The organism is Haloarcula salinisoli (assembly GCF_019599405.1).
GTDB classification, from domain to species: Archaea; Halobacteriota; Halobacteria; order Halobacteriales; family Haloarculaceae; genus Haloarcula; species Haloarcula salinisoli.
This window is the reverse complement of record NZ_RKLQ01000001.1, coordinates 474,204-496,277: the sequence shown is the minus strand read 5'-3', so window position 1 is coordinate 496,277 and position 22,074 is coordinate 474,204. Positions and strand designations below refer to the sequence as shown.

The 22,074-nt window shown below is 66.9% G+C and carries 22 protein-coding genes; 13 read left to right on the top strand and 9 right to left on the bottom strand.

Annotation, left to right across the window (positions count from 1 at the left end; genetic code table 11):
• Window positions 1-197: 197 nt before the first annotated feature.
• Both mce and EGD98_RS02550 read left to right on the top strand, forming a co-directional pair.
• Window positions 198-587, top strand: coding sequence for a methylmalonyl-CoA epimerase (gene mce / locus EGD98_RS02555; protein ID WP_220586784.1), 390 nt, complete (start codon window positions 198-200; stop codon window positions 585-587).
• 191 nt (window positions 588-778) lie between these two features.
• Window positions 779-1,738, top strand: coding sequence for a nucleotidyltransferase family protein (locus tag EGD98_RS02550; protein ID WP_220586783.1), 960 nt, complete (start codon window positions 779-781; stop codon window positions 1,736-1,738).
• A 257-nt stretch (window positions 1,739-1,995) separates the two neighbouring features.
• Here EGD98_RS02550 and merB read toward each other — a convergent pair whose 3' ends face one another.
• Window positions 1,996-2,610, bottom strand: a complete 615-nt coding sequence (gene merB / locus EGD98_RS02545; RefSeq protein ID WP_220586782.1) for an organomercurial lyase — start codon at window positions 2,608-2,610, stop codon at window positions 1,996-1,998.
• Between the two features lie 77 nt (window positions 2,611-2,687).
• Between merB and EGD98_RS02540 the strand changes: the two genes are divergently transcribed.
• Window positions 2,688-3,029, top strand: coding sequence for a winged helix-turn-helix transcriptional regulator (locus EGD98_RS02540; protein ID WP_220586781.1), 342 nt, complete (start codon window positions 2,688-2,690; stop codon window positions 3,027-3,029).
• A 36-nt stretch (window positions 3,030-3,065) separates the two neighbouring features.
• On the opposite strand, the gene EGD98_RS02535 is transcribed toward EGD98_RS02540, so the two are convergent.
• From EGD98_RS02535 to EGD98_RS02515, 5 genes are all read right to left on the bottom strand, one after another.
• Window positions 3,066-4,121, bottom strand: a complete 1,056-nt coding sequence (locus tag EGD98_RS02535; protein ID WP_220586780.1) for a methyltransferase — start codon at window positions 4,119-4,121, stop codon at window positions 3,066-3,068.
• 131 nt (window positions 4,122-4,252) lie between these two features.
• Window positions 4,253-4,966, bottom strand: a complete 714-nt coding sequence (locus tag EGD98_RS02530; RefSeq protein WP_220586779.1) for a diphthine--ammonia ligase — start codon at window positions 4,964-4,966, stop codon at window positions 4,253-4,255.
• A gap of 35 nt (window positions 4,967-5,001) precedes the next feature.
• On the bottom strand, window positions 5,002-6,123 hold the full coding sequence (locus EGD98_RS02525) for a DUF373 family protein (protein ID WP_220586778.1): 1,122 nt from the start codon (window positions 6,121-6,123) through the stop codon (window positions 5,002-5,004).
• A gap of 184 nt (window positions 6,124-6,307) precedes the next feature.
• Window positions 6,308-7,303: a signal peptide peptidase SppA gene (gene sppA / locus EGD98_RS02520; protein ID WP_220586777.1), complete on the bottom strand. Its 996-nt coding sequence runs from the start codon at window positions 7,301-7,303 to the stop codon at window positions 6,308-6,310.
• Window positions 7,303-8,037, bottom strand: a complete 735-nt coding sequence (locus EGD98_RS02515; protein WP_220586776.1) for a proteasome assembly chaperone family protein — start codon at window positions 8,035-8,037, stop codon at window positions 7,303-7,305. The genes sppA and EGD98_RS02515 overlap by 1 nt, the downstream gene beginning before the upstream one ends.
• Before the next feature lie 156 nt (window positions 8,038-8,193).
• On the opposite strand from EGD98_RS02515, the gene EGD98_RS02510 reads away from it, so the two are divergent.
• The 7 genes from EGD98_RS02510 (at window position 8,194) to EGD98_RS02480 (ending at window position 16,468) form a co-directional block, all read left to right on the top strand.
• Window positions 8,194-9,450, top strand: a complete 1,257-nt coding sequence (locus EGD98_RS02510) for an RNA-guided endonuclease InsQ/TnpB family protein (protein ID WP_220586775.1) — start codon at window positions 8,194-8,196, stop codon at window positions 9,448-9,450.
• A 437-nt stretch (window positions 9,451-9,887) separates the two neighbouring features.
• On the top strand, window positions 9,888-10,796 hold the full coding sequence (locus tag EGD98_RS02505; RefSeq protein ID WP_220586774.1) for an RsmB/NOP family class I SAM-dependent RNA methyltransferase: 909 nt from the start codon (window positions 9,888-9,890) through the stop codon (window positions 10,794-10,796).
• A complete protein-coding gene (locus tag EGD98_RS02500) occupies window positions 10,793-11,299 on the top strand; it encodes a DUF7122 family protein (protein ID WP_220586773.1) in 507 nt (168 codons plus the stop codon). Before EGD98_RS02505 ends, EGD98_RS02500 begins: the two co-directional genes overlap by 4 nt.
• Window positions 11,300-11,487: 188 nt before the next feature.
• Complete coding sequence (locus tag EGD98_RS02495; protein ID WP_220586772.1) at window positions 11,488-13,509, top strand: GAF domain-containing protein; 2,022 nt, start codon at window positions 11,488-11,490, stop codon at window positions 13,507-13,509.
• Between the two features lie 37 nt (window positions 13,510-13,546).
• Entirely contained in the window at window positions 13,547-13,915 is a 369-nt protein-coding gene (locus tag EGD98_RS02490; protein WP_220586771.1) for a response regulator transcription factor, read from the top strand.
• Complete coding sequence (locus EGD98_RS02485) at window positions 13,912-15,012, top strand: hypothetical protein (RefSeq protein ID WP_220586770.1); 1,101 nt, start codon at window positions 13,912-13,914, stop codon at window positions 15,010-15,012. Before EGD98_RS02490 ends, EGD98_RS02485 begins: the two co-directional genes overlap by 4 nt.
• A gap of 55 nt (window positions 15,013-15,067) precedes the next feature.
• A complete protein-coding gene (locus EGD98_RS02480) occupies window positions 15,068-16,468 on the top strand; it encodes a glycosyltransferase family 2 protein (protein ID WP_220586769.1) in 1,401 nt (466 codons plus the stop codon).
• A 3-nt stretch (window positions 16,469-16,471) separates the two neighbouring features.
• On the opposite strand, the gene EGD98_RS02475 is transcribed toward EGD98_RS02480, so the two are convergent.
• The 3 genes from EGD98_RS02475 to EGD98_RS02465 all read right to left on the bottom strand — a co-directional run bounded on the left by EGD98_RS02475 (window position 16,472) and on the right by EGD98_RS02465 (window position 18,828).
• Window positions 16,472-16,681 (bottom strand): dodecin family protein, encoded by a 210-nt coding sequence (locus tag EGD98_RS02475; RefSeq protein ID WP_220586768.1) that lies wholly within the window; start codon window positions 16,679-16,681, stop codon window positions 16,472-16,474.
• A 95-nt stretch (window positions 16,682-16,776) separates the two neighbouring features.
• Complete coding sequence (locus tag EGD98_RS02470; RefSeq protein ID WP_220586767.1) at window positions 16,777-18,321, bottom strand: DUF790 family protein; 1,545 nt, start codon at window positions 18,319-18,321, stop codon at window positions 16,777-16,779.
• A gap of 60 nt (window positions 18,322-18,381) precedes the next feature.
• Window positions 18,382-18,828: a hypothetical protein gene (locus tag EGD98_RS02465; RefSeq protein ID WP_425433347.1), complete on the bottom strand. Its 447-nt coding sequence runs from the start codon at window positions 18,826-18,828 to the stop codon at window positions 18,382-18,384.
• Between the two features lie 153 nt (window positions 18,829-18,981).
• Between EGD98_RS02465 and EGD98_RS02460 the strand changes: the two genes are divergently transcribed.
• Genes EGD98_RS02460 through EGD98_RS02450 form a run of 3 tightly spaced genes read left to right on the top strand, consistent with a single transcriptional unit; the run spans window position 18,982 to window position 22,068 of the window.
• A complete protein-coding gene (locus tag EGD98_RS02460) occupies window positions 18,982-19,638 on the top strand; it encodes a hypothetical protein (RefSeq protein WP_220586765.1) in 657 nt (218 codons plus the stop codon).
• 2 nt (window positions 19,639-19,640) lie between these two features.
• Complete coding sequence (locus EGD98_RS02455) at window positions 19,641-19,961, top strand: DUF8156 family protein (protein WP_220586764.1); 321 nt, start codon at window positions 19,641-19,643, stop codon at window positions 19,959-19,961.
• A 1-nt stretch (window position 19,962) separates the two neighbouring features.
• Window positions 19,963-22,068 (top strand): type B DNA-directed DNA polymerase, encoded by a 2,106-nt coding sequence (locus EGD98_RS02450; protein WP_220586763.1) that lies wholly within the window; start codon window positions 19,963-19,965, stop codon window positions 22,066-22,068.
• Window positions 22,069-22,074 lie beyond the last annotated feature (6 nt).

The following is a 22,074-nucleotide window of genomic DNA, read 5'->3' as shown; positions in this document are numbered from 1 at the left end:
CGACAACGTAGTGAGGAGCACAGCGAGTTCTCCGAAAATCTCTGATTTTCGGGATGACGAGAGAGCGAAGCTCTCTCGAACCACCCCCGAGGTTAGCGTGCCGGGGCTTTCTGGCAGTTCGAACTCCCATTGCTCGAACCAAAGACCGTCCCAGAGCCCGGGCCACGAACTATTACCCGTCCGCGAGAAGCACGCCCATGCAGTTCGACCACGCGGGCGTCGCCACCGACGACGCCGATGGACTCGCGACCCTGTACGAGACCGCCTTCGACGCACCGGTCGCCCACGAAGAGACGTTCGACGGACTGCGCGTCGTCTTCCTGGACCTGGGTAACGGCTACTTCGAACTCCTCGAGCCGCTGCCCGACGCCGAGGGTGCCATCCCGAGCTATCTCGACCGACACGGACCGGGGCTGCACCACGTCGCGCTGGCGACCGAGGACATCGAGGGTGCGCTCGCCGACGCGCGCGCGGCCGGCGTCGACCTCATCGACGAGTCACCCCGCCCCGGCGCGTGGGGACACGAGGTGGCGTTCTGCCATCCGAACTCGACCGGCGGCGTCCTCGTCGAGTTCGTCGAACACTGAAGGTCGATTCCCCGGCCGTATGCGATTGTGTCGTCGAAGCGTGGGACGTAAAATTAGACCACGTTGGTGACAACAGCAGTATATGATGTCTTTATTCAGGAGTTCTACTGGTGAACGATTGGTATACAGGGTAGCACTGACCGTCTCCGAAGAGGGAAAAGAACTTGTCAGTTCCGTTTGTGGGTCCGCATATGAAGGCAATTGTCCTTGCCGGGGGATACGCAACCCGAATGTGGCCGATCACCCGACACCGACCCAAGATGTTGCTGCCGGTCGGCGAGTCGACCGTGATCGACGGCATCGTCGACGAGCTCGAAGGCGACGAGCGAATCAGTGAGATACTGATAAGCACGAACGACGCCTTCGCCGACGAGTTCGAGACACACTTCGAGGAGCGCGGGACCGACAAGATAAGTATGTCCGTCGAGGACACCAGCGACGAGGACGAGAAGTTCGGCGTCGTCGGCGCGCTGGCACAGCTCGTCGAGCGCGAGGGGCTCGGCGACGAGGACCTGCTGGTCATCGCCGGTGACAACCTCTTTGGCTTCGACATCAGCGAGTTCATCGACCACTTCAAGAGCTACGACGACCCGACCCTCGCTGCGTACGACGTCGGCGACCTGGAGAAGGCAAAGTCCTACGGCCTCATCCAGGTCGAGGGCGACGAGATCGTCGACTTCCAGGAGAAGCCCGACAACCCCAAGAGCACGCTCGTCTCCATCGCCTGCTATGCCTTCCCAGCCGACGCAATCCGCTTCGACGAGTACCTCGCCGGCGACAACAACCCCGACGAGCCCGGCTGGTTCATCCAGTGGCTCGTCGACCAGGGCTCCGTGCGACCCTTTAGCTTCGACGACGTCTGGTACGACATCGGGACGGCCGACAGCTATCTCGAAGCCGTCGAGTTCGCCCTCGAAGGCGGCCAGATAATCGCTGACGACGCCACCGTCGAGAACTCCAAGCTCGGCGACAACGTCCACGTGCTGCCCGGCGCGACCATCAAGAACTCCAGCGTCGAAAACACGGTCGTGTTCCAGGACGCGTCCATCACTGACGCCGACGTCTCCGACTCCGTCATCGACGAGGAGGCGAGCGTCCACGACAAGGACCTCCACGGCTCGTTGCTTGGCCAGAACACCCGCGTGCAGTGAAGTAGTACCTTTTTCCCGGTCGGGTTTCCTAGGCCGACTTCGTCGGCCTGCGGGAACTGCGTGGCGGCGAAGCCGCCACGTTGTTCGGTTGCGGGCCGTTGGCCCGCAACCCACTCCCGGCAAAAATCTACGCTAAAAAGGCCGGAATCTCACTGCGTTCGATTCCGGTGAAACCGCTCGCCAGCGGCGAGCGGTATGCTCGACAGGACTGCCTGCCCGTCCCCGTCAGCGCGGCCCGGAGGCCGCGCTCGGCCGATTCAGCTGGCCAGGCCGAACAGATTCTCGGCGAGGCCGCCGGCGAGCGCGACGCCAGTCTCGACCGGGACACTCGTCGTCGCCGCGTCGGTCTCAGCGGCCCAGGTCTCGTATTCGGCCTCGTCCTCGAAGACGTGGATGTACGGACAGGTGTGCTCGTAGGTCTCCTCGATGGACGTACACGACGCGCAGTCGACCTCGTCGGCCACGCCCAGGGAGACGACGGCGTCGGGGTGGGAGTATTCGACGCCCGCTGGGCCGAGGGTTATCTCCACCGTGGTCCCGCGCTCGGGCGTCGTCGAGCGGACGGTTCCGGGCATGTCGGTCAGGAACGGGACGACCAGCGGGTCGAGCACGCAGATGTACGACTGGGAGCGGTCCTCACCGACGAACGCGTGGGCGCCGTCGTCGGTCGTACAGAGGTCCGCGACGCTGGGTGGTTCGCCGTCGGACTCGTGCTTGCGGTCACGGAGCATCTCGACCCAGGCCGCCGCGGTATCGGGTGGGGTCGTCCCGTAGAGGTCGCCAAGTCCCGCCGCGACGTCGTCGGGGAGCCGGAACTGTTCGAGTGCCAGTTCGAGACCGAGTTCGCTCGGTTCGATGTTGATGTCTGCCATCGCAGCTATGCTTTGTTACCCGAAGTTATTATACTGTGAAGTCCAAAGTAAAGCAGTAAGTCCACGAAGCCAAAGCTATGGAGGGATTCGACTGTGCGACCGACGACCCGCGGTGTTACTGCCTGCTAGACGACGTACTGGACCTGCTGGGCCGGAAGTACGTGATGGATATCGTCTGCGTCGTGGCGGTTCACGGCACGGTGCGGTTCGGAACGCTGGAGGACCACATCCCCGAGGCGAGTACGTCGACGCTGTCGGCGCGGCTGGACGACCTCGAAGCCGAAGGTCTGGTCACCCGCGAGCAGTACGACGAGATACCGCCCCGTGTCGAGTACGAACTGACCGACGACGGCGAGGAGCTTGCCGAGCGACTCCGGCCGGTTCTGGAGTGGGTGCAAGAGCGCGGGCGACGGGCGTAGGTAGCACCCACTCTGCCCGAAGTGGACCGAGCGGTCTCAGTCCGTGGTCGCTTCGAGGATTCGCATCGGCCCCTCTGGTGGAACCCACTCGTCGGCGATGGTCCAGCCCGCACGCTCGAGCAGCGACGCGTACTCCGCCCGCGTTCGCTCGCGGCCGCCCATCTGGACGAGCATCGTCATATCCAGTTGCTTCGAGAAGTGTGACTCCGCCGGCCCCGGCACGACCGCTTCGACGACGAACAGCCGGGCGTCGGACGGGGCCGCCGCCCGAACCGTCGAGAGGATGTCGACACACTCCTCGTCAGTCCAGTCGTGGAGAATCCACTTCAGCACGTAGGCGTCGGCTTCGGGGACCGACTCGAACATATCGCCGGCCACGTAGTCACACCGGTCCCCGACACCGAACTCGTCGGGCAGGTCCGGCTCCTCGGCGACGACGCTGGGCCGGTCGAAGACGGTGCCTTCCAGGGCGGGGTACTGCGCAAGCAGTCGACAGCACAGATACCCCTGGCCGCCGCCGACGTCACAGACCCGGTCGAACTGCGAGACGTCGTACCCCTCCAGCACGCCGAGAACGGCCTCGGCGTGCTGGTGGGACATCGCCGTCATGAACTCGTCGAACGCCCTGGCGAACTCGGGCGCGTCCTCCATGTAATCGAATATCCCGCGGCCGTGCTCGCGGACGAACCCGTCCTGACCGCCCTCGCGGAGGATATCGGGCAGCTGTGTCATGGCCCGAATCCACTCCGGGCTGTGGAACAGCATGAGTCCGGGCCGGACCGACCGAGGGTGGTCCGCACGGAAGAACTGTCCCACCGGCGTCAGGGCGAACCGTCGGCTGTCGTCCTCGGTGAGGACACCGAAGTGAGCCAGCGCCCTGAGCAGTCGGTAGGTCGCGTCCGGGTCCAGGTCGAGCGCGGTCGCGAGTGTCTCCGCCGCGGTCGGCTCCTCGTCGAGGCGGTCGAACAGCCCGACCTCGACTGCGGCGTGGAGCACCTGCCCGCTCCACAGCCCCTCGACCAGTTCCTGCGCCGCGGTGAATAGTTCTGTGTCGGTGCGCGCGCTGTCGCTATCGGCCTGTGTGTCACTCATCTGAATCACCGGGACCACCCTGGTTCACCGTCGCCCTAGTAAAAACTGGTTATTCTACTCGCACACCTGGGCTGCAAAAATCGACGGCAGAAGGCCGGCCGCTCGCAGCGCTCGCTCGTGGCCGGTACCAATCACTCCAGCCAGGCGTCCTCAACCACGATAGTCCCCCGCGTTCCATCCCATTCGGTCGAGTACTCCAGTTCGATGCGCTGGTCCATATGTGGGCCATCAGTGACGAGCGTCTCGAACTCGCCGCCCTCGCCGAGGATGTGGACGCCGTACTCGTCGTTGAGGGCCTCGAGTTCGTCGAGCGCGTCGGCGTCGAGCGTTCGCCCGAGCCAGGACTCGTCGAGGCCGTAGGCGGCCACGCGGATGATGCGAATCTCGAAGCCGGCCGAAAGCATCGCGTCGGCGAGAGCGCGGGGGTCTTCCTGCCAGAGCGGGGCGAAGAGGTTGGCCTCCAGGCGCTCGGCCATCGCCTCGATACGGCTGGTCTGGTACTCGCTCTCGACGGCGCCGGCGGTGACGCCGGCGACGCCGATATCGGCGTCTAGCTCGCGGAGGGCGGCCTCCAGCGGTTCGAGTTCCGCGTCACCCTGTTCGCCCGAGTCGGGGACGTCGTCGGCACCGAAGTCGTCGGGCTCGACCTCGACGAGTTCGATACCGATGCTCTCGGCGGCCAGCGAGGCCAGACGCGTCGCCGGGACGTGGTACATGTAGGAGTCGCCCTCGGGGTGGACCGTCACCAGCCGCTCGACGGGGTAGTCGTTCTCGAGTGCGCGATACAGCGCCCACGAGGAGTCTTTCCCGCCCGAGAACAGCGACACCCACACGCCGTCAGTCATGGGAGCGCGTAGCCGGGCCGTGTGTAAATCGCTGTCTATTCGACCAGTTCTGCCTCGATGTCGTTCTCGCTGACGTAGGCCGCGACGCGGACGCCGAGGACGGCGACGAGGATGCCCGCGAGGATGAACGTCGCGAGCCGAGTCCCCAGATCCATCGTGAAGCCGTTGACCTCGACGACGCCGAAGTCCATCGCCGGGACGCGGAAGGGACCGAACACGCCCGCCCGTTCGAGGAAGTACGCCGAAAAGCCCCGCACCACCAGCCCGACCGCGACCGCGCCGAAGGGGAGGTTCACGTAGGCGCTGCGGATCCCCTCCCGCTGGAGGAGTTCGTCGAGCAGCCGCCCCAGCGAGGCCGCAAGCGCCGCCGCTGTCAGCCAGGGGACGCTCTCGAAGAGGAACTGGTTCGCGAGGATGAAGAGGCCGGTCGACCCAGGGGGCGATATCTCCAGCGCGCCGGCGAAGATGCCGACGATGGAGAGCCCGCCGGCGACGACATACGTCACGAGCGAGACCTGTCCGGAGTACAGCGCCTCGCGTATCTGGCCCGGCAGCCGGGCGAGGTAGTCGTCGATTCCCAGCCCCTTGTAGATGAGGAACACGCCCAGGGCGGCTGCGATAGCGCCCAGCGCGGTGGTGGGCGCGACGAACTGGAGCAATAGCGGGAGCGCAAGCAGCGCGATACCGACGGGGACCAGCACCGTCCGTCGAAGCTCTTCGTCGGCGAGGAACTGCTTGAGCAGGTAGTAGGTAGACTCGATGTCACGGGCCTGCCGGACGACGACGCGGTCGACGGCGTCGACGCGGACACGGCTCTCGATGATGGGCACCAGCCGTTCGTCGTCGGCGCTGTCGACGACGACCACCGCCGAGTCCGGGTCGTACTGTTTGACCAGCGACTCCGTCTGGCGGGCAATTTCGCGGTCGCTCCCGACGGCGTCGCCGCCGCCGCCGACGACCGCGACGACGGTGTCGTCCCCCTCCGCTTCGAGGTCCTCGGCCACCCGTAACCCCTCCAGTAGGCAGTTGATGCGGCTGTCCTCGGGGTCGACGACACCGGTCTCCGTTATCGTCGACTCGACGGCAGCCCGCCCCACGACCGGACACCTGTCTGCCACAGGGCTGTCCCGGTCGATACACACCACCAGCGTTGTCACAGTGGTGCACAGAGGGGCGCGAAATAAAAAACCCTCGCGGGGGCGTGGCAGTATTTCTACACAGTAATTGATGATAGAAATGGCGAGGCGGCTGATTCCGGTGGCATCCGAGACGCCGTCACAGTCCGCTGCCCGAAGGGCAAAAGCGCGAGCCCTGACAGCTCACCGTGCTCCCAGGCCCGACTCACCGCCGGAACGAGAGCCCGTCGACGTCGCCTTCGAAGGCACTGGTGAGTCCGGCCCCAAGCGCGAACGCGACCGACTGGGCGCCGCCGCGAATCTTCGACCGGAGGCCCCGCTGGGGCTCGAACTCCGTGACGGTGACCGGCTCGCCAAGCCGGGATTCGAGTCGGTCCTCGACGTCATCGCGGGTGCCGATATCGTCGACGAGCCCCATCTCGTGGGCCTCCGAGCCGAGGAACACGCGGGCCTCGGTGTCCCGAATCGCCGCCTCGTCCAGCCCGCGGCCCTCGGCGACGGTCTCGACGAACTGGTCGTAGTAGTCGTCGATGAGTCCCTGGAGATACTCGCGGTCGTCCTCGTCGAACTCCTTCAGGGGCGTCCCGGCGTCCTTGTACTCGCCGGCTGTCAGCTGCTCGTAGGAGACGCCCATCCGGTCGGCGAGGTCGCTGGCGTTGACCCGCGAGCCGATGACACCGATAGAGCCGACGATGGAGCCCTCGCGGGCCCACAACTCCTCACAGCCCGCGGCGATGTCGTAGCCACCGCTGGCACAGACGTCCGTGGCGTAGGCGACGGTCGGGCCGTCGAACGCCTCGGCGGCCAGCCGGATGTCCTCACTGGGGACAATCTGGCCGCCCGGCGTGTTGAGCTTCAACAGGAGCGCGTCGGCGCCGCGGTCGTCGTCGGCCCGCTCTATCTGCTCGACGATGTCGTCGGCACCGGGCCCGGTCGGCGCGCTGGCGATGCCACCGCCACCGTCCCGCGTTATCGGTCCTTCCACTGCGACCTCCGCGACGTTGTGGCTCGGCGCCAGCGACCCCGCGGCGTTCGTCGCGATGCGCGCGCCGACCAGACCCGTCACCAGCACGAGCAAAACCCCGAGCAGGTCGGTGAGGGTGGTGGGGAAGACGACGAAGACCAGCGCGCCGGCGACGACGGCGGCGGCGGTTCCCAGGAGGACGATGCCCAGCCGGACGACTGAATCCGCGTCGGCCATCACTGGAACCCCAGGGGGCGCGCGCTGGTGGACTCCTCGCCGCCCTGTTGCATCTGCTGGGCCAGCTGGGCCTTCGCCTGGCGTATCTCCTCGGCCTGGTCGGCCAGCGTCGCGGTGTCGACCTCGACCCCGGTGAGCGGTCCGACTCCCGCCTCCAGCAGGGCGCCCGCTGCCTCCGGGTCCGGGAACTGCGGGTCGGCCTCGACCACGAGCCCGACGCCGGTGAGCCCGACCCGCTGGGCCTCGTGGACGAGCGCGCCGGTCGGCCCCGTTATCGCGCCGGACTCGGTGGGGGTCGGAACGTCGGCCTCGGCGAGCAACCCGGCCCCGTCGCCCGTCGCGATGCCGTACAGCGACGGCTCGTCGTTGCGCTCGGCCGGCATCCCGCTGAGGAACAGCGGCGTCACGTCCTCACTCCGGAACCACTCGACCATACAGCCCGCGAACGATTCGGCGGCCTCGGGCGACACCGGCGCGTCGCTCTGGAGCACCAGCAGGTCCCGCTCGGGGTCCGCGTAGAGTCGTACAGGGCCACGGACATCTGGCTCTCCATCGCTGTAGACGGCGATTTCCGGCAGTCCCTCACAGCGCGCTGTCCCGTAGTGGACCATGTCGAAGGCCTCGACCAGATGGTCGGCTGCGAGCTTGCCCACGAGACCCACCCCCGGCAACCCCTCGACGAGTGTCGGCGCGTCGAGTTCGATATCGTCGCGATGTACCTCTACGTGTGCCATGACTTGATAGAGGGCCGCTGGCCGCTTCAACGTAGGGGAAGTGCAGAGTCCCCTTCCTCAAGGAGCGAGCGAAGTGAGTGAGTAGGGAGGGGAGGAGCACATTCGTATCGGCTACAAACACCGATATTTAACAGGCCACAGATGCACATTGAAGCTGTGGCAGACGACTATGTGCGTCGGACGGCAATCACACGCCTCTCGGTAACTGACGAGCAGCGCGACCTGCTCGAACAGACTATCACCGAGTGGAAGCGTGGTTGCCAAATCGCCACCGATATGGCGTGGGGCAAGTGCAACGCAAAGAGCGACGTACAGCCCCTCGCCTACGACACAGTGCGCGACGAAACCGACCTCGGGAGTCAGCACGCGATTCTCGCCACTCACCAAGCCGCACAAGCCATTACCGGCTGTATCGAACGCCGAGCCAACGGCAAGAAGGTCAGCAAGCCAACCTTCACCACGCCCACAGTGAAATACGACACCCGGACCATGACACTGTTTGATGACGATACGGTGTCGCTCTCTACGACGGAGAGTCGCGTCCGGTGTGAACTTGCTCTGCCCGACGCCGATGATGGCTACCAACAGCAGTACCTCGATTCTAAAAAGTGGAGCGTCACAGAAAGCACGCTTACCGCCCGCGGCGGCGACTACTTCTTGCATATCGGCTTCCGCCGACTCAAAACCGATACAGAACGTGATACCGCTGAGGACGGAACGGTCCTCGGGGTTGACCTCGGTATCGAAAATCTCGCTGTCACCAGCACCGCCTGCTTCTTCAGCGGGCGGGAACTCACCCACGACCTCCGAGAGTTCGAGAAGGTACGCGCTGGCCTCCAACAGACAGACACTCGAAGCGCCCACAGAACCCTTGAACAGTCGAGTGGACGCCAGCTGCGATACGTCCGTGACGTACTCCACCGAGCGTCGAACGCCATCGTAGACGAAGCACTCCGGTACGAGTGCGACGTGATAGCGTTCGAGGATCTGACCCATATCCGCGATCGAACGGGTGCATCGTGGGGGCACAAATGGGCATTCCAAGCGCTGTATGAGCAGGTGGAGTACAAAGCCGAAGCGGAAGGAATCTCGGTGAAGCAAGTCGGGTCGGCGTACACCTCGAAGCGGTGCGCGGAGTGTGGATTCACGGCAGGCGAGAACCGCCCGACTCGCACCGACTTCCGGTGCGTGAGATGCGAGTCTGAAGCGAACGCGGATTACAATGCGGCGAAGAACATTGGAATGCGGTATGTTCGTCGAGGCCAACAGTCGTCTCGGCGGACGGGCGACAGTCAACTCGCCCTGAAGTCTGGAACAGTGACGCCGAGTGGCGGATTCACCGCCCACCCAGACGGGTTCGAGTCCGAGTTCACGGACAAGTCCCACCCTCCACGAGCGAATCCGTCAGGGTGAGCGAAGTAGGGTGGGGTAGTTGACAGGCATGGCTGCTAGCAGACGTGACTGTGATTGGGTTTGCGGATAGTACCGTGAGTGTTCACCGCCAGAAAGCCCCGACCCGTTCGACTCGGGGGCCTCGCTGCGCTCCTCGCTCGTTACACTCGCTGTGGTGCTTACGTCGCCCGCCGTCGTCGAACAGGCCGCCCCTTTCAGTCCCACCCATGCAGTTGACCAACCGGCTACGCGCGGGACTGAAAGGGGCGACCGGTTACACGAACCCCGACGACGCAAGGACCGCAACGAACGCAGTGAGTGAGGACCGAAGCGAGTCGTGGGAGTGTAACCGGTCGGGGCTTTCTGGCGGTTCCGAGCGGTAGCGTTCCCGTCAGAAACCCAAACGCCGATACCTAGCTTCGAAACGCACAAACACCGTCCTCGCAAACCCCAGTTCAATGGAACCACCGGAGCGGTACCGACCAATCGTCGACGACTTCGAGGCGTTCCGGGCGGCCTGCGAGCGGCCGTTGCCGTCGGCGATTCGGGTCAACACTATCAAGGCCAGCGTCGCGGAGGTGCGGGCGGCCCTGGACGAGGCCGACATCGCATACGAGCCAGTCGACTGGCACGAGGAGCTGTTCGTGCTCCCGGATACCTCGCCGGGGGCGAACTGGCCGTACTTCCACGGCTGGATTCACGGTCAGGAGGAGGTCTCAGCGGTGCCGGCGGCCGTACTGGACCCACAGCCGGGCGAGCGGGTGTGGGACGCCTGTGCCGCGCCGGGGAGCAAAGCGACACAGCTCGCGGCGCTGATGGACGACCGCGGCGAAGTGGTGGCGACCGACAACAACCTCGGGCGCATCTCGGCGCTGCGGACCAACACCGAGCGCCTGGGGGCGACCTCGATTGCGGTCACCCACGAGGACGCCAGAAACCACTCGCTGAAGCCCTTCGGCGGGGCCGAGTACGACCGGGCGCTGGTCGACGTGCCCTGCTCCTGTGAGGGGACCATCCGCAAGAACCCCGACGCCTTCGAGGAGTGGTCGATGTCCCACGTTCGGGGAATCTCCGGGGTGCAGAAGGACATCCTCGAACGGGCCGTCCAGGCCACGAAAGCGGGCGGGACCGTCGTCTACTCCACCTGTACGTTCGCGCCCGAAGAGAACGAGGCCGTGCTGGACCACGTCCTCGAACGAGAGGACTGTGCCCTCGTGGATTTCGACCTCGCACTCGACCACCGCGAGGGCGTCACCGAGTGGCAGGACGACGAGTTCGACCCTAGCGTCCGGAAGGCAAAGCGCATCTACCCACATTTCAACGACACGGGCGGCTTTTTCTGTGCGAAACTGGAGGTCGCACAATGAGCAACGACAGTACGAAATTCACCAGATTGCCCGAAAGCGACGCCGACCGCGAGGCGTCCGAGCGGGCGACCCGCGAAGAGGTGCTGGACTTCTGGGACGAGCGCTTTGGCGTCCCGCCGGAGACCTTCGACGACTACACGTTCTGGGAGCGCGGGAAGGGGAAACTGTGGATATACCGGGGCGAGCCGCCCTCGCCGGTCGACGTCGAGGCGCTCGGGATGACGTTCCTCAGGACGCGCCAGGAACACTGGAAACCGACGCTGGAAGCCGTCCAGCGCTTTGGCGAGCACGCCTCGGAGTGTGTCATTCACCTCTCCGAGGGCGAGGCCGAAGCCTTCGTCGCTGGCTACGACCAGGAACTCGACTGGGACGGCGACTGGGGCTACCTCGTCGTCACCCACGACCTCGCCGGCCGCCAGGAGCCGGTCGGGGTCGGGCTGTACGTCTACGGCGAACTCCGCTCGCAGGTCCCGAAAGGCCGACGGCGAGAGCTCGGGGAGTAGCCCGCCGGCGACGAGAGCTGGCAGGACACCGTCGTTCGTCTCCCGGCCACCCGACGAGCCGAACGGTCACATATCATATGCTTGTGCATTACTTACATACCGTTCTAGGTGACATAGGTAGATATGCAACGGCGTGCCCTCCGTATCGAAGCCGACACTGAACGCAGGTGGAACCGCCGGACGGGTCGATGACGGCAGACCCGAACAGCGCGGACCCGGACGCAGAGCGGTACAGGTCCATCGTCGAAACCGTCGGTGACGGCGTCATCGTCTTCGACACCGACGGGGAGATGACGTTCGTCAACCAACCCATTGCGGACTTTACCGGCCAGACCCGAGCGTCCCTCATCGGGGCGTCCCTGGAGACGCTGGGTGAGTCAGGGCTGTTCGACGACAGCGAGTTCGAGCGGCTCAAAGAGGCAATCGGGTCGCTGTGTCACGGAGCCGACCGGGAACAGCAACTGACTATCGAAACCGCTGGCCCCGATAGCAGTGTCCTGAACGTCCGGCTGTCGGCCAACCGCTGTGACGATACCATCGTGGAAATCGTCGGTATCGTCCGGGACGTGACCGAGCGCGAGCGGGCAGTGGCAGCACTCGAGCGGGACAGAGAGGCGTTACAGCAGCTCTACGAGGTCAGCGCGAGCAGCGAGGTCACCGAAGCGGAACGCCTCAGGGAAGTGCTGGAAATCGGCTGTGACTATCTCGACCTCCCCTACGGATTCCTGACCAGTATCGACGGGCAGACACAGGAACTGGTCGACGTGGTCGGCGACAGTGAGATACTCACACCGGGCGCCACGGTCGACCTGGAGCAGTCGTACTGCCGGCGGACCGTCGAGAGCGACGGGCTCGTCGGACTGGCAGACGTCGCCGCCGAAGTCGGGCCCGACGACGTGGCCTACCAGACGTTCGGGCTGAGCTGTTACATCGGGACGAAGGTGCTGGTCGACGGCGACCTCCACGGGACCTTCTGTTTCGCGGCCGACGACGCCCGCGAGACGTCGTTCAGTCCGAACGAACAGCAGTTCGTCAAACTCCTCGGCCAGTGGGCCGGCCACACCATAGAGCGCCAGCAGTTCGAGGAGCGGCTCCGTGGCCTCAACGACGTGGCGGGCGAACTGTTGCGGGCCGAATCGACCGGCGAGGTGGCACAGATAGGCGTCGACGCGAGCGCCGACCTGCTCGACCTCCCGGTGACCGCCTGCTGGAAGCACGACCCGACGGCCGGCGCGTTGCGGCCGCTGGCGGAGACGGACGCCTGTCTGGCAGTGGTCGGCGAGACGCCGACGTTCACACCCGGGGACGGACTCGTCTGGCGCGCGTTCGACGCCGACGAACTTCGAGTGTACGAAGACTTGACGGCCGAGCCGGACAGCTACAACCGGGAGACTGCGCTGGAGTCGGAGGTCCACGTGCCACTCGGTGACCACGGGGTGCTCATCAGCGGAGCGACCGAGCTACGCGGATTCGGCGACGTCGACGTCGAGAGCCTGCGGCTGCTTGGCGGGCTGATGGAGGCGGCGATGGTGTCGGTCAAGCGCCGCGAATCGCTCGTCGAGCGCGGTGAGACTATCCGGCGGCAGAACGAACAGCTAGAGGAGTTCGCCCGCGTCGTCGCCCACGACCTCCGGAACCCGCTCGCGGGAGCGGTCGGTTTTCTCGAAATCGCTCGCGAAACCCACGCCGAAGCGCACTTCGACCGCGTCGAGGGGTCGCTCGACCGAATGGACGCACTCATCGGCGGACTACTCGACATCGCTCGCGGCGAGCGGACGGCCACGGACGAGAGCGACGTATCCCTCGAGCAGCTCGTCGACGAGGCGTGGTCGTATCTCGACGACCCGGCGGCGACCCTGGCCGTTGCCGACGACCTCGGCCGTATCGAGGCCGACGAGACACGCCTGCTCCAGTTGCTCGGCAATCTGTTCCGTAATGCGCGCGAGCACGTCGGCGAGGACGTGACGGTCACGGTCGGTCGGCTGCGCGATGGGGACGGGTTCTACGTCGAAAACGACGGCCCCAGTTTCCCGGCGGAGAAACGACAGGAGGTACTCCTGCACGGGCAGACGACCTCCGAGAAGGGGACCGGTATCGGGCTGATGAGCGTGACAGACATCGCCAGCGCACACGGCTGGGCGTTCGATATCACCGAGGCCGACGGCGGCGGTGCACGCTTCGAGTTCCGAGTGGACGGGGCGGACCAGTGAGCGAGCGGATAGTCGACGAGACGGGAGCTGACAGGAGATGACCAAAGAGATTGTCACAGCCGACGACGACGAAACGATACGCGAACTCGTCACGTTCAAGCTCGACAGCGGGGACCGGAACGTGACGGCCTTCGAGAACGGGCGGGAGTGCTGGGAGTATCTCGAATCGGCCGAACCGCCTGACCTGGTGGTCCTCGACGTGATGATGCCCGGACTGACGGGACTGCAGGTACTGGAGCGCATCCGGAACGACGAGCGACTGGCCGCGGTGCCGGTTATCATGCTCACCTCGCGCGGCCAGGAGGAACACGTCGTCGAGGGATTCGACCGCGGCGCGACCGACTATATGACGAAGCCGTTCAGCCCGAACGAACTCGTCGCACGGGTCACCAGTCGCCTCCGATGACGGCGCTGCTCTCGGCTGACGTACTGCTCGCGGCTGCGGTCGTCATCGGTGTCCTCACCCTCGGTGTCGGCGTGGTGACGGTCGCGACAGCCGGCTGGTACCACCGACGGGACGGCCGACGAGCGGCCACCAGAGCGCGGCTGAAAGACCGGCTGCTGGAACGGCTGTTCGAGCCCGACCCGCAGTGGGACGAGTGGGTCGGGACCCTCTCTCCGGCCGAGCGACGACAGGTCAGACCCGTCCTCGAACGGTATCTGCGCCAGCTCCGCGGCAGCGAACACGCCCGGCTCTGTGAGCTCGCTCGCACGCTGGGCATCCAGGCCGAAGCGAAGCGGAATCTCGCGGTCGGCCGGAAGCGAATTCGCGCGCTGACGTGGCTCGCACTCCTCGACGCGCCGGTCCCGGTCGACCGACTCCGCGAGTACTGTACCGACACACCGAGAGTGCGGGCAGGGGCCGCACGTGTCCTCTACGAGAGCGAGGCCCCGGAAGCGAGCCGTATCGGCACCGAGCTGCTCTTCGAGGACACCGACCAGCCACTCTCAGCGTTCGGGCTCGATACGCTCTATCGGCTCAACGACGGGGCCGAGACGCCGCTGCTCGACCAGTTCCCGGCCGCGCTCGACGCGTGGGACACCCCGATCCTCGTCCAGACCCTGCTCGTCCTGCGGTACGCGAGTATCGACGCCCCGAGCGGACGGCTGGACTGGCTCCCGGACCTGTTGACCCACGAGTCGCCCCGAGTCCGGGCGACGACCATCGGTGTCATCGAACGCCACGGCTGGCGGGCGTCGACCCGCGACCGGCTCGATATCGAGGCGCTGGTCGCCGACGCCGACCCGTCGGTGCGTACGAACACCTACATGCTGCTCGCGTCGTGGGGTGACGAGCAGTCAGCGGCCCAGTTGCGGACCGCTCTCGGCGGGGCCTTCGACAGCCAGTTGCTCGACGCCGTCCGGGCGCTGTGGCTCCATCCGTCGGCGGGACTCCCCGAGCCGACGGAGCGGACCGGCCCAGTCGTCGACTGGGTCCGCGCTGACGCCGCCATCACCGGCCAGCGAGGGCGTCTCTGGGGGGTCGGTGCGGCGTGGGCGTGACGACTGCGGCCGGCACAGACGTCACGAGAAGGGGCATGACCCGGAGGACCGGCGCATGAACCTCGCCACGCTCGTCGAGTCGAGTGTGTGGTTCTTCGTCGGCTACTTCGTCCTCATCAACGGCAGCTACCTGCTGATTCACGGTGCCGCCCTCGTCGGTGCGCGGCGGGACAGCCGCGAGCGGAGCGTCGACGCGCCGTACAATCTCCACGAGAGCCCCTTTGTCCCCGGTATCGCCGTCGTCCTCCCGGCGTACAACGAGGCGCCGGTCATCGTCTCCAGTATCCGGTCGCTGTTGAGCGTCGAGTATCCGGACTTCGAGGTGGTCGTCGTCAACGACGGCTCGACCGACGGGACCCTGGAACGGGTCAAGGCGGAGTTCGACCTCGAACGCGCCGACGCGGCGTATCCGCTCGACCCGCCCTGCGAGCCGATTACCGACGTCTATCGCGCGAGCGACGCGAACCTGGTGGTGCTGGACAAGGAAAACGGCGGGAAGGCCGACGCGCTCAACGCCGGCCTCTTTTTCACCGACCAGCCGCTGTTCTGTGCGGTCGACGCCGACACCATCATCGAGCGGTCGGCGCTGCTCGAGGTCGTCCGGCCGTTCCTCCGGGACCCCGAGCGGATGCTGGCGACGGGCGGGACCGTCAGGGTCGCCAACGGCTGTTCCATCCGGGACGGCGTCGTCCAGCGGGTCGGTCTGGCGGACTCGCGGCTCGTCAACCTCCAGACGATGGAGTATCTGCGAGCCTTTCTCTCCGGCCGAATCGGCCTGAGTGTGCTCAACAGCCTGCTCATCATCTCCGGGGCGTTCGGGGTGTTTCGAACCAGTGCCGTCCGAGAGATCGGTGGCTACTCGACCGACAGCATCACCGAGGACATGGAGCTCATCCTGGCGCTCCATCACCACTTCGCCGAACGGGACCGTGCCTACAGCGTCGAGTTCGTCCCGGACGCCGTCGTCTGGACGGAGGCCCCCGAGTCACGGGCCGTGCTGGCCCGCCAGCGCAGTCGGTGGTACCGCGGGCTGCTGGAGTCGCTGTTGACCCACCGCGGGATGGTCGGCCGCCGACGGTACGGCGCCGTCGGGCTCGTCGCCCTGCCGTTTTTCGTCCTCGTCGAGGCGCTGGGCCCACTCATCGAGGGGGTCGGATACGTGCTCATACCGGTCGCGTTCCTGCTCGGCGTGCTCGACGTCCCCTTCTTCGTCCTGTTCGTGGCGGTCGCGCTCGGGCTGGGAACCCTGATGTCCTGGCTCAGCGTCTTCACTGAAGTGGTCAGTTTCCGTCGGTACACCCGCCCACGCGACATCGTCGCGATTCTGGGCTACGGGGTCGCGGAGAACGTCCTCTACCGGCAGTGGAAGGCCCTCATCGCGTGGAAGGCCCTGCTTCAGTTCGTCCGCGGCGACAAGTCGTGGGGCGAGATGACCCGCGTCGGGCTGGAGAAGTAGTCCCTACCGCCCCCGGTGGATGAGGAAGGCGACCTCGACTGTGGCCTTGTACTCCGTTATCTGGCCGCCCTCGACCTCCGCTGTCCAGCTCTCGACCTCGACGCCGTGGATGTCGTCGATGGTCTCGGTGGCCTCCGCGACGGCCTCCTGGGCCGCGGCCTCCCAGGATTCGGTCGATACGCCGAGAATCTTGACGATTTTGACTGCGGTCATAGCGACTGAGTCAGGGGCCAACAGCGGCCTAACTATAGAGAGGCTATCGCCCCCGAGTGCGGATAGGGGCGGCTTATCCACTGGCCCGGACGGCCCTACGCCGACCGCTCCCGAACCGTGCCGCCGCTGAGCCCGTCCCACTCGATGCGGTAGCCCAGCCGCGAGAGGACGGCGCCGTCGTCGTCGATACCGTACGCCTCTAAGATATCCTCGACGGCCGACAGCGACATATCCGGCTCGATGCGCTCGCCCAGGTCATCGAGCACCGACGGCCGAATCAGCGTCCGCCCGACCCGCTCGTGGTCGGGGACGGCCTTGTCCTCGATGGCGTCCTCGCTGACGCCGTAGTCGCTGGCGAGGGCCGCGAGGGACACCACGTCGGCGTCGGGGCGGAGTTTCTCGGGCAGGTCGGCGGCGCTCTCGGCGACGAGGTCGTCCTCGTAGGGTCGTAACGCGTCCCGGATATCCTTGACGCGAATCGTGCCCGAGTAGGGGATGGCGCGGTGGTCACGGGCCTCGATCTGCTCGCCGACGCCCAGGGACTCGTCGACGGCGACGAGCATCGTCACGTCGTCGACGTCGGCCAGCCGGTCGAGCTTCTTCTGGACGTACTCGGGCGTCCAGAAGCCCATCACCTCGAAGAAGATTCGCAGGTCGGTGTCGCCGCTCGCGGTGTCGCGGACCTCGCCGTCGCCGCCCGGTCGCCAGTCGAAGGCGAAGTCGGGGATGACGACGTGTTCGCCCGCCTCCAGGGGCTCGGGCTCGCGAATCAGCGCCCAGTCCAGTCCCAGCGACCCGAAGCGGGCGGCGAAGTCGGCCTCGACGCCGCTGTCGTAGGTCACGTCGGTGACGGGCTCGACGCCCGGCACGGCGACGTCCGCCTCGGTGAGGCGCAGTTCCCGCTCGGTCCCGCGGTCGTCGATGGTCGCCGACAGCGTCCACTCGCTCGTCTCGGCGACGGTGCGCAAGAGGCGGGCGAAGCGCGTCCCGTACCGGCGCGTGTTCGAGAAGATGGCGTCGGGACCGGTGACGACGACCTCGCGGCCCTCTGGGGTCTGGCGGATTTCGTACATCAGTCGGAGCCGCTTGACCGCCGACACGACGGCTTTCGGGTCCGAGGAGCGCACCCGGACCTCGGTGGCGTCGAACAGCGCCGTCTGGGCGAGCGAGAGGTTGTACTGCCCGACCAGCTCGCTCGGCGACCAGCGGGCGTCCACGTCGACCAGAATCTGTCGGTCCTCGAGGTCGGCGTACAGCGACGATTCCAGCGCGTCGGCGTCGAGACCGAGTCCGTCGGCCGCCCGTGACAGTGCCGCACTCCGTTCCCCCTCGGTGACCACGCCCACAGCTTCGGCGGCCTCGAACACCCGCTTGCGCGCTCGCTCGGGCGGCATCGGCGCACGCGTCTCGACGGTCGCCTCCCGCTCGACGAGCTTCGCGAACCCGCGGACGAGCTTGAAGTCCTCGGCCTCCCCCTCTATGTCGGTCAGCGCTCGCTGGAGTGTCGACCGGGACTCTCCGACGTGACCCTGGTAGACGCCCAGCACCCGGGCCGCGAGCCGCTCGTGGCCCTCGTCGGCGAACTGCGGGTGGTAGCCGCCACCGGCCCGCGAGACCCGCAGGAGCTCCTTCGTCAGCACGGCCGACAGTGGGCGACGGCGGTACAAAAAACGACCGTCGGACGGCCCTCAGTCGTCGCGCTACGGGCCCCTGTCATCACCCGTTCGCTCCGAGGGGTCGCGTGGCGACGGTTCACTCGCACGTCGCTTCCACTCTTTCTCCTGGCGCCGTTCGGTGATATGGCGTTCGCCGTCGGCCAGTTCCTCGCGGACCTGTCGCTCGTACCCGGTCACGTCTTCGAGGATGCCGGACTCGAACGTCTCCAGAAGGTCGTAGGTCCAGCGGTCCTCGATGGCACCGCTGGGGAGCAGTTCCTCGCGTAACTGGTCGGCCAGGTCGGTGTGGCCGGCCTCGCGCAGCATCGCCTCGGCGTCGTGGAGGTGGTCCATCGCGTGCCCGGTTGCGTGGTGGACCTCGACGAGGCTGCCGTGGGCCCGTCGCAGCCACTCGACACCGAGTTCGGCCTCGTGTAGCGCCGACAGCTCCGTCTCGCCCAGCGCCGGTGTGTCGTCGGAGTCTGTCACAATACCAACTAGTGGGTCACGCTGTATAGCTGTGATGCCGGGGCTGCCGCCGGGCACGTCCCGTCGAGGACCGGCCCCGACGGCGACGCTTTACTTTCACTTCCACTCCGCGGACACGGCTCGCCTATACATATCAGGCACAGCTACCTGACGAGTATGACACAATCGACGACACCACCGCTCGACGCGGGACTCGTCTTCGTCGAGCAGCCCGACCGGGCCGCTTTGCAGCGGCTCGTCCGCGGTGCCGAACGCGAGGGCGAGACCCTCTGGGTCGACGCCGGCGGTGTGGCCGAGACGTACGGACTGCTGGACGAGGGCGCGAACCGCCGGGAGCTGCGCGGGATACGCATCGCGCGGGCGTTCCAGGCCCACCAGCACCACCAGCTCGTCCGCGACCTCGTGGGCGAGGCGAGCGCGCGGACGGCGCTGGTGGTCGCGCCGAACCTCGCCGCCCTCTACGAGGCCGCCGACGGCCCGTCGACGGAGACCGAGCGGCTGTTCGACGGGTCGCTGGCGCTGCTTGCCGACCTCGCCGACGCGCTCGATGTCCCCGTGCTCGTGAGCGCGCCCCACGGGACCGACGCTCACCGCGCGGCGATTCGCGAGCGCGCCGCCGACGTTATCGAGTGTCGCCGGACGAGCCAGGGCTATGCATTCGAGACCGACGAGTTCGAGACGACAGCCTACTGGCACCGTGGCTGGTGGCAGACGACCATCCCGTACTGGGTCGACCTGTACGGCGCCGTCGACGGCGAACCGGCCGCCGCCGAGACCGCGCCAGCCACGCTCCGGGAGGTGGCCATCGAGTAAGCATGGGCCGGACCAATCCGACCTACCGTGGCTTCCTCGACGGCTACGAGGGAGAGTTCGACGACTACCGCCGCGCGCTCCGGCGGCGCCACCAGGCGGACTTCGACCGGCTGTTCGACGGCGCGCGAGCCTTCGCCGACGCCGCCGGTTACGCCAACCACCTCGACCGCGACACCCTGGTGCTGGTCTCGATGCTGCTGGCCCACGAGGAGCGGCTCCGGGAGCAGTCCGACGAGATAGCGCGGCTCCGGGCGGCAGTCGAGGCGGGGGACGAAGCCCCCGATTCCGTGGCGGACGAGCGTCGGACAGACGGGGCGCAGTAGCGTGGTCTTCGCCGTCGACGTCACGGACGACGCAGTGCGTGTCTGGTCCCGCGACGGTCACGACGCCGTCGTCACTCGCGACGAATCCTACACCCCGTCGCTGTTCGTCGCCGCCGACCGACGGCCCCGGGAGTGGCTTCGCGACCGGCTCGCCGACGACCCGAAGGTCGTCCGGACTGCGACCGTCGAGCGCCGGCGGTCGCTCCGGGCCGACGGGCCAGCGGCGGTGCTCCGGGTCGACGTGGACCGCCCGTCGGAGGTGGCCACGCTGGCCCGCGAGATTCGCACGGTCCACGAGCCAGGCCGATGGGCCCCCGGCCGGCTCCGACTGTTCAACGTCGATATGACCCCGAAGTTCCGCTACTGCCTGGAGAGGGACACGCAGCCCGTCCCGACCGAAGAACTCCGGACGCTCGCACTCGCCCTGCCCGAGCGGGCCGTGGCCGACGACGACCTGACCGAACTCAGGTGTGCGGGCGACCGACTCGCCGACGACGAGACGGGCGTCCTCGAAGCGGTCGCCGCCCGGCTCCGGGAGCACGACCCGGACGTGCTCGTACTCTCCACTGCGGCGCTGGTCCCGCTGCTGGCCGAGCGAGCGACGGCGTGTGGCGTCGACCTCCAGCTGGGTCGCCGGCCCGGCTACCGGCAGCTGGCCGGCGACAGCACGTACGAGAGCTACGGCCGCGTGGGCCACTCGCCGGCCCGGTACGACGTGCCCGGCCGGGCCATCGTCGACCGCTCGAACAGCTTCCTGTGGGACGAGGGCGGGCTGCCGGGCCTGCTGGACCTCGTGGAGCGGTCCTGGAAACCGCTGCAGGAGGCCGCGTGGGCCTCTATCGGAAGCGTCTTCACCGCGATACAGATACGCGAAGCGTTCGACCGGGGCGTACTCGTCCCCTGGCGGGCGTGGGAGGGCGAGGCGTTCAAGCCGGCGCGGACGCTGCACGACGCCGACCGGGGCGGGTTCACCTTCGAGCCCCGTGTCGGGCTTCACGAGAACGTCGTCGAGATAGATTTCGCGTCGCTGTACCCCTCGATAATGTGTGTCCACAACCTCAGCCCGGAGACCGTCCGGTGTGGCTGTCACGACACCGACGACGTGCCGACACTGGACTACAGCGTCTGTCCGGAGCCGGGCTTCGTCCCGTCGGTGCTCCGCCCCATCATCGACGACCGGGCCGACCTCAAAGAACGGATGCGCGCGACCGACGACGCCGACGAACGGGCCCGGCTCGACGCGCGGGCGTCAGCGCTGAAGTGGATTCTCGTCACCTGTTTTGGCTACCAGGGGTTTTCGAACGCCAAGTTCGGTCGCATCGAGGTCCACGAGGCCATCAACGCCGTCGCCCGCGAGGTGATGCTCGACGCCAAGGCCACCCTGGAGACCGGCGGCTGGCGGGTGCTCCACGGTATCGTCGACAGCCTGTGGGTGACGCCCGCTCGCGACGACCACGAGCCGCTGTCGACGCTGACCGACGAGATATCCAACGCGCAGGGAATCCCGCTCGAACACGAGGACGACTTCGCGTGGGTCTGCCTCGTCCCGACGGCCGACGGGCGCCGTGGCGCGCTGACGAAGTACTTCGGCAAGGTCGCCGGCCGGGACGAGTACAAGTTCCGGGGTATCGAGTGTCGCCAGCGCTCGACGCCGACGTTCGTCGCCGACGCCCAGCGCGACCTGATCGAGACCCTCGACGACCACCGCGAGCCCGAACCCGTCGCCGACCGGCTCTCGGTGCAGCTCTCGACGCTCCACCGCGGCGCGGTCGACCCCGAGGAGCTGGTGGTTCGCAAGCGCGTGTCGAAGCCGCTGTCCGAATATCAGGGGCGGACACAGACCGTTGCAGCGCTGGAGCGCTACGCCGACCACGGCATCGACCGGGCGCCGGGCCAGTCGATTCGGTACGTCGTCGTCGACGACGACAAACGGAGCCGTGCGCGGGTCCGACTCCCGTTCGAAGCCGACGGGTACGACGACTCTTTCTACACCGACCTGCTGCTCCGGGCGGCCGAGAGCGTCCTCTCGCCGCTGGGGTGGGACCGGGACCGTATCGAGCGGTACCTGCGGGACACCCGGGACGCGCGGCTGTCGTCGTTCGAGTAGGGCGAG

Excerpts from the sequence above, each read along its gene's own strand:
- sppA (WP_220586777.1), bottom strand. The coding sequence starts at position 7,303 with ATGGCCGACGCGGATTCAGTCGTCCGGCTGGGCATCGTCCTCCTGGGA.
- EGD98_RS02455 (WP_220586764.1), top strand. The coding sequence starts at position 19,641 with ATGGGCCGGACCAATCCGACCTACCGTGGCTTCCTCGACGGCTACGAG.
- EGD98_RS02495 (WP_220586772.1), top strand. The coding sequence starts at position 11,488 with ATGACGGCAGACCCGAACAGCGCGGACCCGGACGCAGAGCGGTACAGG.
- EGD98_RS02535 (WP_220586780.1), bottom strand. The coding sequence starts at position 4,121 with ATGAGTGACACACAGGCCGATAGCGACAGCGCGCGCACCGACACAGAA.
- EGD98_RS02500 (WP_220586773.1), top strand. The coding sequence starts at position 10,793 with ATGAGCAACGACAGTACGAAATTCACCAGATTGCCCGAAAGCGACGCC.
- merB (WP_220586782.1), bottom strand. The coding sequence starts at position 2,610 with ATGGCAGACATCAACATCGAACCGAGCGAACTCGGTCTCGAACTGGCA.
- EGD98_RS02490 (WP_220586771.1), top strand. The coding sequence starts at position 13,547 with ATGACCAAAGAGATTGTCACAGCCGACGACGACGAAACGATACGCGAA.
- EGD98_RS02530 (WP_220586779.1), bottom strand. The coding sequence starts at position 4,966 with ATGACTGACGGCGTGTGGGTGTCGCTGTTCTCGGGCGGGAAAGACTCC.
- EGD98_RS02485 (WP_220586770.1), top strand. The coding sequence starts at position 13,912 with ATGACGGCGCTGCTCTCGGCTGACGTACTGCTCGCGGCTGCGGTCGTC.
- mce (WP_220586784.1), top strand. The coding sequence starts at position 198 with ATGCAGTTCGACCACGCGGGCGTCGCCACCGACGACGCCGATGGACTC.
- EGD98_RS02475 (WP_220586768.1), bottom strand. The coding sequence starts at position 16,681 with ATGACCGCAGTCAAAATCGTCAAGATTCTCGGCGTATCGACCGAATCC.
- EGD98_RS02480 (WP_220586769.1), top strand. The coding sequence starts at position 15,068 with ATGAACCTCGCCACGCTCGTCGAGTCGAGTGTGTGGTTCTTCGTCGGC.
- EGD98_RS02505 (WP_220586774.1), top strand. The coding sequence starts at position 9,888 with ATGGAACCACCGGAGCGGTACCGACCAATCGTCGACGACTTCGAGGCG.
- EGD98_RS02515 (WP_220586776.1), bottom strand. The coding sequence starts at position 8,037 with ATGGCACACGTAGAGGTACATCGCGACGATATCGAACTCGACGCGCCG.
- EGD98_RS02550 (WP_220586783.1), top strand. The coding sequence starts at position 779 with ATGAAGGCAATTGTCCTTGCCGGGGGATACGCAACCCGAATGTGGCCG.
- EGD98_RS02540 (WP_220586781.1), top strand. The coding sequence starts at position 2,688 with ATGGAGGGATTCGACTGTGCGACCGACGACCCGCGGTGTTACTGCCTG.
- EGD98_RS02460 (WP_220586765.1), top strand. The coding sequence starts at position 18,982 with ATGACACAATCGACGACACCACCGCTCGACGCGGGACTCGTCTTCGTC.